Source organism: Sphingopyxis sp. A083 (genome assembly GCF_001468495.1).
Classification (GTDB): Bacteria; Pseudomonadota; Alphaproteobacteria; order Sphingomonadales; family Sphingomonadaceae; genus Sphingopyxis; species Sphingopyxis terrae.
In genome coordinates this window covers 89,216-101,440 of the sequence record NZ_LNSK01000005.1, presented here as the reverse complement: position 1 = coordinate 101,440, position 12,225 = coordinate 89,216, and the positions used below count along the sequence as shown (strand labels likewise).

The window sequence follows — 12,225 nt, the reverse complement described above, 5'->3', positions numbered from 1 at the left end:
GAGCTCTATCTAAAATCGTTTTGAGCTATCAACTATGTAGAGAACATTGCAATCATCGTCGATCGGCGACTGGCAATGCCTGCAAGACGTTACGTCTTCTTGCTCATATATATTAATTGCATCGCATGATGGGCAAATGAATAGGTTACTTTCCAATATAGCGTCTGTAATATATTGCGATTTCACAGAAAAGCATAATCTCGGGTCGGAAAGAGAGTAAAGGTTTTGCGGGCGAGCTCCTGGATTTGGTACTTCGCCGCTTCGGACTACTGCGCCCTGATCGGTCCAAATCTGAATTTTTCGGCTAATAGCATTGGCTGTGACCCTAAATATATCGTTGGCGAGCATAGAAATAGTAAAGCTCGCCAATCCAACTTTTCGAAGGTCTTCCATTAGCCCCCCGAAGAGCTCTAGGGATCGCTGATCAGAAAAGGTGGATATTCCTTGATTTACAAATCGGCGCTCAAGAATGCCTGGCTCATTTTTTACTCTTGTTTTCTCGTCCACGATAGCTTTGCACAGACGTATCATGTCTCTCGGTGACCCAAAGGCCAGTATTGTGACTAAGCTGTGAAGGTCAAAGCCATCATCGTCGGCTAGGAGTTCATTCATGGATTTCACTTTTCCTTCGGAATATGCCTTTAGGCGTTCCGAAAGCATCGTCGACATTTCGTTAAAGTTCCAATTCAAACTATAAAGAGGAATTCTATCGGTCCTTCCTCCTGCTGAGATGTATTTTGAACGAACTTGATCCCAGAGAAAAAATTTGAACGCGCATCCCTTTGTTTCGAGAACATGTAAATCAAGAAGGAGGCTCTGAATAAATTCGAACGATGAATTGGCGTCATTCTGAGTCACCGATGTCTCATCTACACGGTCAACTAATATATATACAGCTCTATAACCGAGTTTCTGAGCAACAGATATCAATCTTTCAAAATATACTATTAGAGTTGCTCGGGTATTATCGACAGTCCCGCCAAGGGCTTCTATCTTTCCTAAATCAAAGCGCGATGCAATGGCAGTAAGTAAATTTGCAATCTGACCACCGTATTTTTTGAATATGTCTTCAGCGTGGCCTTGCCAATTTCTCATCGAATATATGAGGTTCTGAAACTCAGATGGATTTATATCGAAAAGGTAGTTTCTAGCAGTTTTGACCAAAAAGTCCTTTTCTTCTTGGTCTAGTAATCCCTGCTTATCATGCTCCTCAATGTCTACTAAAAGAGAAGCAGTCAATATTCTTACGATGTTTAATAGATGCCAATCAAGGCTTGCACTCTTTGGAGAGAATTTATCCGGCAGTATGAAACGATCGTAAGTTAAGCACAAAAATGACGCATCGTTGGAGCTGACCCGAGACGTCGCCTCAATCATCACTTTTTGAGCAGTTTTTCCTCCCCCGCGAGGCGCGAAAACGGTGCAGCTTTTCGGCTCTGCGGCCTGCCCCAAGACTGCATCAAAGAATGGAGGCGGTACGAAGTAAGACGACAGATTTTGCTCTTCGTCAGCATTTGTAAGTATGAAAGGATTTTCGCTGAATCCACGCGAACCTAGAAAAGAATCAGGACTTAAGGTCACGGTCAGAAACTCCAGAAACGAATTTCCTTACTTTAAAGAAATTCCTATATTTCTCAAACCGAAAACCCGCCCTTGTTCCGGCGGTTCGATCCCGCCGCCAGCACCTTCTTGCCCGTCGGGGTCAACGTCCATTTCGCGCCCTGTTGCGCCACCAGGCCCAGCGCGACGAGTTCGTCGCGGACGGGGTCGGTGGGGAGTTGGGGGCGGCGGTTCGACAGGCCCTCCAGGCAGGCGCGTTGCGGCTGGCTGAGGATCAGGAGTTTCAGTTTTTTCTTGTCGGTCATTTGCGACGTCTCTTTTCGATCATCGGTTCGGGCCGTTTGGCCCACCCCGCTTCGCCAAGCCAGCAAGCTGGCAGGCTTCGCTGCCCCTCCCCCCGGCCTGCGCCGGGGGCAGGCTCTGAAGGGGAAGGGTTTGTTGGTTATTCGGCGGCGATGCCGGCCTGTTTGAACATGTCGTCGCCGCCATCGTCGCTGCTCGCGGCGGCGGGGTCGTCGTTCGCCTTGGCCTTCTTGCGGCTGTCGAAGCTGGTCCACACGGTGTTCCAGTCGCCGCGCGTCGCGGCCTTCGAATATTCGGTGGCGCGCGTTTCGAAGAAGTTCGCGTGCTCGACGCCGTTCAGCAGCGGGGCGAGCCAGGGGAGCGGGTGCTCGTCGATCATGTAGATCGGCTGGAAGCCCAATTGCCCCAGGCGCCAGTCGGCGATGTAGCGGATGTAGCGCTTGATCTCCTTGGGCGTCATGCCGGGGACCGGGCCCTGTTCGAAGGCGAGGTCGATGAACGCATCCTCGAGCCGGACGGTCTTCTGGCAGCAGTCGATGATGTCTTCGCGGACGCTCTTGGTCAGGCAGTCGCGTTCCTTGACGAAGGCGTGGAACAGGCGCGTGATGCCTTCGCAGTGCAGGCTTTCGTCGCGCACCGACCAGCTGACGATCTGGCCCATGCCCTTCATCTTGTTGAAGCGCGGGAAGTTCATCAGCATCGCGAAGCTGGCGAACAGCTGCAGCCCCTCGGTAAAGCCGCCGAACATCGCGAGCGTGCGCGCGATATCCTCGTCGCTGTCGACGCCGAAGGTGCCGAGATAATCGTGCTTGGCGCGCATCTCGTCATATTCGAGGAACATGCCATATTCGCTCTCGGGCATGCCGATCGTGTCGAGCAGGTGCGAATAAGCGGCGATGTGGACGGTTTCCATGTTGCTGAACGCGGTCAGCATCATCTTGACCTCGGTCGGCTTGAACACGCGGCCATATTTGTCGTGGTAGCAATCCTGCACCTCGACATCGGCCTGGGTGAAGAAGCGGAAGATCTGCGTGAGCAGATTGCGCTCATGGTCGCTGATCTTCTGCGCCCAGTCGCGGCAATCCTCGCCCAGCGGCACTTCCTCGGGCATCCAGTGGATCTGCTGCTGGCGCTTCCAGAAATCATAGGCCCAAGGATATTCGAAGGGCTTGTAGGTCTTGCGGGCTTCGAGCAATGGCATCGGCGTTTCCTCGGATCAGAATTGCGTGTGATTATTGGTCAAGACGACGTGACTCGGTGACGGGCAAACCCGCCTCGGTCGGAACATAGATCAGGCTGGCCTTGGTCCCTTCGAGCGCCTGAATTTGAAGATAGCGCAAATACCCCTCGGGGCCACCAAGGCTGTCCTGCAAGATAGCGTTAGCCTGAGCAGCGCCCTTGGCACGAATAACCTCAGCATCGGCAAGCGAGATGGCGCTTTCTTTTTTTGCGCGAGCTTCAAGTATTGCGACTTGGCGCGAGGATTGCGCCTCGGCCAGCGCCGCCTCGCCCGCCAGGCGTTGCGAATAGACGCGATACTGCGGATAGCCGATCAGGAAGACGAGCAGTAGAATGATCGCTGCTCCGACCGCCGCGAGGGTACAACCCGCATTCTTGTTCATGGGGTCAGATCCTTATTGGCAGGCCAGACACTCGTCATAATCGGTGCTCTCGGCCGAAAGCTCGAACTTCGCGGCCTCGGGCGTGTTGTCGGCTTCGACCCCGCCCGCGAAGCCGGCGCGCTGCACCGATTTCGAGCGGAGATAGTAGAGCGATTTGATGCCGAGTTCCCACGCGCGGTAGTGGAGCATGAGCAGATCCCATTTCTCGACGTCCGCCGGGATGAACAGGTTCAGCGACGCCGCCTGATCGATATAGGGCGTGCGGTCGGCGGCGAGTTCGAGCAGCCAGCGCTGGTCGATCTCGAAGCTGGTCTTGAAACAGTCCTTCTCGTCCTGCGTCAGGAAGTCGAGGTGCTGGACGCTGCCGCCGCGTTCGAGGATCGAGTTCCAGATATTGTCGCTGTTCTTCGCCTTGTCGACGAGCAGCGCTTCCAAGTGCGGGTTGCGGATCGAGAAGCTGCCCGACAGCGTCTTGTGCGTATAGATGTTCGCCGGGATCGGCTCGATGCACGCGCTGGTGCCGCCGCAGATGATACTGATCGACGCGGTCGGCGCGATCGCCATCTTGCACGAAAAGCGCTCCATCACGCCCTGATCGGCGGCATCGGGGCAGGGGCCGCGCTCGTTGGCGAGCAGCATCGATGCCTGATCGACCTGCGCGCGGATATGCTTGAAGATGCGCAGGTTCGACGACTTCGCCATCGCGCCCTCGAACGGCAGGCCGCGCGCCTGGAGGAAGCTGTGGAAGCCCATGACGCCGAGCCCGACCGAGCGTTCGCGGCTGGCGCTATATTTTGCACGCGCCATTTCGGGCGGGGCGCGGTCGATATAGTCCTGGAGGACATTGTCGAGCATGCGCATCACATCTTCGATGAAACGCTTGTCGCCGTTCCACTCGTCCCAGGTTTCGAGGTTGAGCGACGAGAGGCAGCAGACCGCGGTGCGATCGTTGCCGAGATGGTCGCGCCCGGTCGGCAGCGTGATTTCCGAGCAGAGGTTCGAGGTCGACACCTTGAGGCCGAGGTCGCGGTGATGCTTGGGCATCATGCGGTTCACCTGGTCGATGAAGATGATGTAGGGCTCGCCGGTCGCGAGCCGCGTCTCGACGAGCTTCTGGAATAGCGAGCGCGCGTCGACGGTGCCGCGGACGCTCTGGTCCTTGGGCGAGCGGAGGTTGAATTCCTTGCCGTCGCGCACCGCTTCCATGAATTCGTCGGTAATGAGGACGCCGTGGTGGAGGTTCAGCGCCTTGCGGTTGAAGTCGCCCGACGGCTTGCGGACCTCGAGGAACTCCTCGATCTCGGGGTGCGAGATGTCGAGATAGCAGGCGGCCGAGCCGCGGCGGAGGCTGCCCTGCGAGATGGCGAGGGTGAGCGAGTCCATCACGCGAACGAAGGGGATGATACCGCTGGTCTTGCCGTTGAGGCCCACGGGTTCGCCGATGCCGCGCACCGCGCCCCAATAGGTGCCGATGCCGCCGCCGCGCGAAGCGAGCCAGACATTCTCGTTCCAGGTGCCGACGATCCCTTCGAGGCTGTCGTCGACCGAATTGAGGTAGCAGCTGATCGGCAGGCCGCGGCCGGTGCCGCCGTTCGAGAGAACGGGGGTGGCGGGCATGAACCACAGCTTCGAGATATAGTCGTAGAGGCGCTGCGCATGGTCTGCATCGTCGGCATAGGCTGAGGCGACGCGGGCGAAGAGATCCTGATAGGATTCGCCGGGGAGCAGATAGCGGTCCTGCAAGGTTTCCTTGCCGAAGTCGGTCAGCAGCGAATCGCGCGACGAATCGGTGACGACCTCGAACCGGCGCGCATGCACCTTGGGCTCCGACGATTCGTTGAGCTTTGCGGCGGGTGCCGCAGCCTTTGATTCGGCACCCGATTCGGGCGCTGCCGGAGCGTCATTCTTCGTCAGTTCCACCGTCGCCACGTCGCCTGTCTCCACCCGTTCGGTCTCGCGAAAATCCATGTTTCAATGCCCCGTTTTCCGACCGCGCAGCGGCGCAGTCTGTTCCCGTCTTGTTCGACTCAGGGCGAAGCCCCAGCCTAGCACCATTCGACCGCCGGGTGGCACTTATTTTCGGACGCAAAAAGCTGTTTCCCGCCCCCATATGGGATGGAGCGCGGAAATCCGCCATTTTCGGCCGCATACTAATTCTTGGGGTGCCCCCGTGGTCTACCCACCATCTATAGTGCCACGTCGGCGCGACGATGCAAGAGAGTAAATGACAGATTAGGGACTCGGTTCGTCGCTGATTTGATTCAACTCGTCGATGGAAAAGCACGCCTCAAAGGACGATCGCCAGCGTTTCCGCGGGGTTTGGCCATATGTGGCGAAAGAGCATCGCTGCCGCAAAAAATCGGAGCGGCGGCATAAGATATCAGGGTGCGTTGGACGGAGGGCTTGGCCCCAAAAGAAAAGGCCCCGGCAATGCCGAGGCCCAATCTTTGAAATTCGTTCGGGTTAGGCCGACGCGCCGCCGTTGCCGGAGCCGCCGCCACCCAGGAATCGCCAAAACCAACCCATGTCAGATCTCCTGTCGGTACTGCCCACGAAGAACAGTTAACGGAGCATATACCTTAATCGACATGGTAAATCGAGTCTTAACTATAAATTCCCTGCCAATCTGGCACCTTAGGCGCGGCGGCTGTCGGAGGGGGGGGAGAGGCTGGCGAGGAGGTCGCCAATTAGCTGTGGTTTGCCAAGCAGATAGCCCTGGCCGATATCGCAGCCAAGCTGATCGAGAAGCGCCATCGTTTGCGCATCTTCGATGCCTTCGGCGACCGCGGTGGCGCCCAGGCGGTGGGCGAGATCGATGGTCGATTTAACCACTTCGAGGTTGCGCTGCGAATCGCGCATGGTCATCACGAATCGCTTGTCGATCTTGATTTCGTCAGCCTCGATTTCGGTCAGATATTCGAGGTTTGACTGCCCCGTGCCATAGTCGTCGATCGACAGGCGCATGCCGGCGCGGCGGATTTGCGCCAGCGTCTGGCGGGCCTGGAGGCTGTTTTCGATCTGTGCGGTTTCGGTGATTTCGATGGTCAGCCGTTCGGGCGGCAGATGATGCGCGCTGAGCATGACGCGGATCGTCGAGACGAGATCCTTGTGATCGAGCAGGGTCGCCGACAGATTAACCGACATGTGAATTTCAGTGCCGAGTTTCTGCAACTGCGCCGCCGAACGGATCGCCTGGTCCATGACGAACAGGGTCAGGCGATAGATGTCCTGGCTCTTTTCGGCCTGAACGATGAATTCGTCGGGCGAGATCGGCCCGCGCGTCGGATGCGTCCAGCGCACGAGCGCCTCGACGCCGACGAGCTGCCGCGTCGCGATCCGATATTGCGGCTGGAAGGCGACCCAGATGTCGCCCGCGTTGAGTGCATCCTCGAGCTGCGAGTGGAAGCTGAGCTGCCAGCCGGCATCGTCCTTTTGCTGCGGCGTATATTTGGTCCACAGGACGCGGCTGCGGATCGATTTTTCGGCGGCGACCAGCGCGGCGGCGAGCCGCTGCGCGTTCGAGCCTTCGAACTCGTCATTGACCCCGAACGCCATCGACACGTCGACCTTCAACTCGTCGATGGTCAGCGGCGCGTTGAACAGCGCCGCGAGCCCCATGAGCTGCGTTTCGATCTGGCTGTGCTGATAATAGGGCACCAGCCATGCGAAGGTGCCGTCGAGATCGTGGTAGAGGGTAGTACCCTGCGAAGCGAGCTGAAGCCGACGGGTCACCTGATCGACGAGTTTGCCGATCCCGTCGCCCGGAATGAAGGCGGCAAGATCTTCGAAGTTGATCACCTTAGCGGCAATGACAGTTGCGCTGCCGAAAGACTGCTGCGTGCGCAATGCTTCGAAATTGGGTAGTCCGGACAGCGGGTTCTCACGCTGCGCCGACCGCCTGCGCCTCGACCGCGACACATTCGCCGAAACCGTGGCGACAAAAAACAGAGCGGCACCGATCGAACTGCTGATCAGCATGGTCATCAACACCAGCTTGCCAATGATCAGGGCCGAAACCGTGGTGACAACCGCGATATTGAACCACCGTGTCTGGCGACGCGACAAGGCGGTAATCAGCGCAATCACGGCGAGCAGGAATGCAGGCGCCCAGCCGATGTCAAAAGGTATTCCACGCTTCAACGTCTCGGCACCCACGATATGGATGTAGGCGCCGGGCACGCGATCCTTGCCGGGCAGATAGTGGATATCCTGGAATGACTCGGCTGTCGGGGCGAAGATGACGTCTTTCCCTGCCAACTCGCGTTTGCCGATCTTGCCCGCCAGCACATCTGCGGCACTGTAAGTCGGGATGGAATTTACGTTATAGGAGTAATCGAGAGCATAGACGCTGGCCTTCTGCGGATGGAAATCGGCCATCATCGCTGAAAAGCTGGGATCGATCCTGCCGTCGACCATCACGGCGGCGGGAATGCGCCAAACTTGCCAAAACGCAAATTCCCAACCGATGACCCCGGTCTGGACTTCATTCCCGAACCCCGGGCCGGGCAAGTTTGCCAGTTCGGCGGTCGTCCCGCGCACCCATTTTGTAGAAGCGGCAAGGATGATGCGGTCATGCATCCGCTTGACCGCATCGGTCAGTAGCGGGAGGTCGCGGTCGTTACGGCGGCGTTCATAGGTGAAGTCGACGAACAGCCGCTTGGCGCCGGCGCGATCGATCGCATCGATGACTTGCGCGTGGCGGCGGACCGAGAAATCGTCACGGCCATATTTTTCGATCGTCCGGTCGTCGAGGGCGACGACGACGATGTCGCCCGACACCGGGCGCCAGGCGACAGCACCGACGGCACTTTCGATGATGCGATCGATCGGTTCGGCGATCGACGACAGGCCCGCGGCCACGCTGAGCAGCAGCGCCAGCGCGATCGTTCGCCAACTGATGAAAAGGCTCTTGACCTTAACTGGCACGCACGGGTCTCCAAAATGACCCGCTGGCGTTAACTGAACCTGGTTAGCATCGCGTTAATCATGCCGCGAAACCGCGCCGCCCGATCGCGGTGCGCGGCGCGGCTTTTCCGGCGTCAACCAAGGCGCGGCAGCGGCTCCAGCGCGGCGTCGCCGGCGAGCGCCGAGGGCGCGAGGCCGGTGGCCGCGGGGACGATCTGTTGCAGATAGAAGCGCGTCGAGGCGATTTTCGCTTCGAGGAAGGCGGTATCGCCCTCGCCCGCGTCGAGCGCGGCGCGCGCGCCCTGCTGCTCGACCGCCATCAGCCAGCCGCAGGTCGCGGTCGCGAGCATGGTGAGATAGGGGTAGCTGCCCGCGAGCCGGTCGGGCGCGTTCGCCTGTTCGAGCCAGTCGGTGACCGCGGTGCAGGCCGCGGCAAGGTCGGCGAGTTCGGGATGGCCGGCGGCGCCGAGCGTGATGTCGGCGAGCAGGCTGCGCACGCCTTCGCCGCCCGCCATCCCGAGCTTGCGCCCGACGAGGTCGGCGGCCTGGATGCCGTTGGTGCCTTCATAGATCGGCGCGATGCGCGCGTCGCGATAATGCTGCGCGGCGCCGGTTTCCTCGATGAAGCCCATGCCGCCGTGCACCTGCACGCCGAGGCTGGCGACCTCGCAGCCGATGTCGGTCGCGTGCGCCTTGGCCAGCGGAATGAGGACTTCGGCGCGCAGCGCGGCGGCTTCGTCGCCGAGCTTGCCGAAATCGGTCTGTGCCGACGCATAATAGATGAGCGCGCGCGCGGCCTCGGTCTGGGCGCGCATCCGCCACAGCATGCGCTTGACGTCGGGGTGGTGCTCGATCGTGACGGGGGTGCGGTCGGCGCTGCCCGCGAGCGACGACTGGACCCGCTCGGCGGCGTAGCGCTGCGCCTGTTGCGTCGCGCGCTCGGCGATCTGGACGCCTTGGCAACCGACCATCAGGCGCGCGTTGTTCATCATCACGAACATCGCCTTCATACCGCCCATCTCGTCGCCGACGATCTCGCCCAGGCAATCCTCACCCTCGCCATAGACCATCACCGCGGTGGGTGACCCGTGGATGCCGAGCTTGTGCTCGATCGAGGCGCAATGGACGCCATTCGAGATGGCGGGATTGCCGTCCGCGTCGAGGCGGTATTTGGGGACGAGGAAGAGCGAGATGCCACGCGTTCCCTCGGGCGCGCCGGGGGTGCGCGCGAGAACGAGGTGGACGATATTGTCGGTGAGATCATGCTCGCCGAAGGTGATGAAGATTTTCTGGCCCTTGATCTTGTAGAGACCCGCGTTCGGGCCTTCGGTGACCTTTTCGGCGGTCGAGCGCAGCGCGCCGACATCGCTGCCCGCGGCGGGCTCGGTCAGGTTCATCGTCCCGTTCCATTCGCCGGTGACGAGCTTGGGCAGCCAGGTCTGGCGCTGTTCCTCGGTGCCATAGGCCATCAGCGCGTGGATCGCGCCGGGGGTCAGGATGTTGCAGAGGGTGAAGCCCATGTCGGCGCTGCCCAGCGACTCGATGATCACCGTCGCGAGGGTGAAGGGCAGATCCTGTCCGCCATAGGCGGCGGGGCCGTCGATGCTGCCCCAGCCGGCCTCGACGAACTGCTGATAGGCTTCCTTGAAGCCCGGGGGCATGGTGACCTTGCCGTCCTGCCATATGGGGTTCTGGACGTCGCCGACGCGGTTGAGCGGCGCATAAACCTCGGCCGCGAAGTCGCCGATTCCGGTGACGATCGCCTCGACCATATCGGGGGTCGCCGCGGCAAAGCGGTCGTGCTGCGCCATCGCATCGATGCGCGCGATATGCTGGAGGACAAAGAGCTGTTCGGTGGTCGGCGCCGTATAGGTCATGGGGTTTCCCGCTTTTGGGGGTGATTCCGTTGCGCCCGGCGCTATAGCGCGGCATGGCCGAGCGTCAAAACGAGAGTGTGGCAACAAAGGTCGCGCCCTATGGGGCCGATGCCATCGCGCGCGCAGCAGAGCTGATCGCGGCGGGGCAGCCGGTCGCGGTGCCGACCGAGACGGTCTATGGGCTTGCCGCCGACGCGCGTAACCCGCAGGCCGTCGCGCGCATCTATGCCGCAAAGGGGCGCCCCGATTTCAACCCGCTGATCGTCCATGTCCCCGACCTGGCGGCGGCCGAGCGACTGGGCGTGTTCGGCGCGACCGAGCGGGCGCTCGCGGCGGCGTTCTGGCCGGGGCCGCTGACGCTGGTGGTGCCGCGCACGGCGGATTGTCCGGTGGCGCGTATCGCGACGGCGGGGCTCGATACCATCGCGCTGCGCGTGCCGGAACACCGCGCGATGCAGGCGTTGCTCGCCGCAACTGGCGCGCCGCTCGCCGCGCCGAGCGCCAATGCGAGCGGCCGCGTGAGCCCGACCAAGGCGGAGCATGTGCTCGCGAGCCTCGACGGCCGGGTCGCGCTGGTGATCGACGATGGCGCGACGATGGCGGGGGTCGAATCGACGATCGCGCGGGTGACGGACGGCGCGGTCGAGGTGCTGCGGCCGGGGCCGGTGACCGCCGCGATGCTGGGCGCGGCAAGCGGCCTGCCGGTGACGGGCGTTGCGGGATCGGAGATCGTTGCGCCGGGGATGCTCGCCAGCCATTATGCGCCGGGCAAGCCGGTGCGGCTGGGCGCGTACGACTTCGCGGCGGGCGAATATGGCATCGGCTTCGGCGCGCTGGCCGGCGACTATAATCTGAGCGCGGCGGGCGACCTGACCGAGGCTGCGGCGCATCTGTTCGACGCGCTGCACGCGGGTGCGGCGAGCGCGAAGCCGCGCATTGGGGTGGCGGCGATCCCCGCCGAAGGGCTGGGCGCGGCGATCAACGACCGGCTGGCGCGCGCGGCGGTCTAGGCAGCCGCCGGCTCGATCGGATCGAGCTGCGGGGTCTTGCGCGCGACGATCAGGCAGGCGACGACGATCAGCAGCGCGCCGGCGATGGTCGGCAGCGTCACCGGTTCGGCGTAGAAATACCAGCCGAACATCATCGCCCAGAGGAAGCCCGTATATTCGGTCGTCGCGAGGATCTGCGCCTCGGCGCGGGCATAGGCCCAGCTCAGGAGCAGCAATGAGATCGTCGCGAGAATCGCGGCGCCGACGATGTGCGGCGCATGGGCGCTGCCCGGCGGCACTGCGAACCACGGCGCTCCGAGGCCGAGGAACAGGGTGACGAACAGATTCTGGTAGAAGGCGATTTCCATCGGTTCGGCCATCTTGGCCTGCCGCCGCGCGAGGATGAGGTTGTAGGCGTAGAAGATCGCCGACAGGAACACCGCACCAACCGCGAGCAACGCCTCCGCCTCATATTGCCCCTGTCCGAGCTTGCCCGCGACGATGACGACGACGCCGACCAGCCCGAGCATAGAGGCGGCGATCGACCGCGGCCCGATCTTCTCCCCTAGGAATATCGCGGCCATGTAGAGCGTCATCAGCGGCGCCACGAAGGCGAGCGCGATCGCTTCGGCCATCGGCAACCGCGCGAGCGCCCAGAAGAAGGTGATCGCCATCCCCGCGACGAACAGCGCGCGCACCGCGTGGATCTTCATCGTCGCGGCATCGGGCCAGGCGGCGGGTCGCGAGGCGAGGTAGAGGAGGCCGCTGAACAGAGTGCCGGCGCCGGTGCGCCAGAGCACGGCATTATAGGCGCCGATCTCGATCGACAGCCCCTTCATCAGCACGTCCATCGCCGAAAAGGTCGCGATCCCTGCGCAGGCGACGAGGAAGGGGATGACGGGCGAGGGCGAATCGGGGCGCATGGGGAAGGCTTTATATTGATCGCCGGGATTCGTCATTGCGAGCGAA

General features: G+C 61.3%; 9 protein-coding genes. 1 reads left to right on the top strand and 8 read right to left on the bottom strand.

Annotated features, from left to right (window positions below):
- Window positions 1–9: 9 nt before the first annotated feature.
- The 7 genes from ATE59_RS17820 to ATE59_RS11000 form a co-directional block, all read right to left on the bottom strand.
- Window positions 10–1,581 carry a P-loop ATPase, Sll1717 family gene (locus tag ATE59_RS17820; protein ID WP_156416776.1) on the bottom strand — a complete coding sequence of 524 codons (1,572 nt, stop codon included), beginning with the start codon at window positions 1,579–1,581 and terminating at the stop codon, window positions 10–12.
- 53 nt (window positions 1,582–1,634) lie between these two features.
- A complete protein-coding gene (locus ATE59_RS11025; RefSeq protein ID WP_058812471.1) occupies window positions 1,635–1,865 on the bottom strand; it encodes a hypothetical protein in 231 nt (76 codons plus the stop codon).
- 137 nt (window positions 1,866–2,002) lie between these two features.
- Complete coding sequence (locus ATE59_RS11020) at window positions 2,003–3,064, bottom strand: ribonucleotide-diphosphate reductase subunit beta (protein WP_003038741.1); 1,062 nt, start codon at window positions 3,062–3,064, stop codon at window positions 2,003–2,005.
- 31 nt (window positions 3,065–3,095) lie between these two features.
- On the bottom strand, window positions 3,096–3,485 hold the full coding sequence (locus ATE59_RS11015; RefSeq protein WP_058812470.1) for a hypothetical protein: 390 nt from the start codon (window positions 3,483–3,485) through the stop codon (window positions 3,096–3,098).
- Between the two features lie 12 nt (window positions 3,486–3,497).
- The gene (locus ATE59_RS11010; protein ID WP_058812469.1) at window positions 3,498–5,453 is read right to left on the bottom strand and encodes a ribonucleoside-diphosphate reductase subunit alpha; all 1,956 of its coding nucleotides are present in this window, start codon (window positions 5,451–5,453) and stop codon (window positions 3,498–3,500) included.
- 666 nt (window positions 5,454–6,119) lie between these two features.
- Window positions 6,120–8,411 carry an EAL domain-containing protein gene (locus tag ATE59_RS11005; protein WP_058812468.1) on the bottom strand — a complete coding sequence of 764 codons (2,292 nt, stop codon included), beginning with the start codon at window positions 8,409–8,411 and terminating at the stop codon, window positions 6,120–6,122.
- Window positions 8,412–8,524: 113 nt separating this feature from the next.
- On the bottom strand, window positions 8,525–10,267 hold the full coding sequence (locus ATE59_RS11000; protein ID WP_058812467.1) for an acyl-CoA dehydrogenase: 1,743 nt from the start codon (window positions 10,265–10,267) through the stop codon (window positions 8,525–8,527).
- Window positions 10,268–10,320: 53 nt separating this feature from the next.
- Here ATE59_RS11000 and ATE59_RS10995 point away from each other — a divergent pair, with 53 nt between their 5' ends.
- On the top strand, window positions 10,321–11,277 hold the full coding sequence (locus tag ATE59_RS10995) for an L-threonylcarbamoyladenylate synthase (protein ID WP_058812466.1): 957 nt from the start codon (window positions 10,321–10,323) through the stop codon (window positions 11,275–11,277).
- Here the strand turns inward: ATE59_RS10995 and ATE59_RS10990 are convergent.
- Window positions 11,274–12,179: a DMT family transporter gene (locus ATE59_RS10990; protein ID WP_058812562.1), complete on the bottom strand. Its 906-nt coding sequence runs from the start codon at window positions 12,177–12,179 to the stop codon at window positions 11,274–11,276. The genes ATE59_RS10995 and ATE59_RS10990 overlap by 4 nt on opposite strands.
- Window positions 12,180–12,225: the final 46 nt, after the last annotated feature.

Bases quoted from the DNA above. Each gene is read 5' to 3' on its own strand.
- ATE59_RS11025 (WP_058812471.1), bottom strand. From the start codon at position 1,865: ATGACCGACAAGAAAAAACTGAAACTCCTGATCCTCAGCCAGCCGCAA.
- ATE59_RS11020 (WP_003038741.1), bottom strand. From the start codon at position 3,064: ATGCCATTGCTCGAAGCCCGCAAGACCTACAAGCCCTTCGAATATCCT.
- ATE59_RS11015 (WP_058812470.1), bottom strand. From the start codon at position 3,485: ATGAACAAGAATGCGGGTTGTACCCTCGCGGCGGTCGGAGCAGCGATC.
- ATE59_RS11010 (WP_058812469.1), bottom strand. From the start codon at position 5,453: ATGGATTTTCGCGAGACCGAACGGGTGGAGACAGGCGACGTGGCGACG.
- ATE59_RS11000 (WP_058812467.1), bottom strand. From the start codon at position 10,267: ATGACCTATACGGCGCCGACCACCGAACAGCTCTTTGTCCTCCAGCAT.
- ATE59_RS10995 (WP_058812466.1), top strand. From the start codon at position 10,321: ATGGCCGAGCGTCAAAACGAGAGTGTGGCAACAAAGGTCGCGCCCTAT.
- ATE59_RS10990 (WP_058812562.1), bottom strand. From the start codon at position 12,179: ATGCGCCCCGATTCGCCCTCGCCCGTCATCCCCTTCCTCGTCGCCTGC.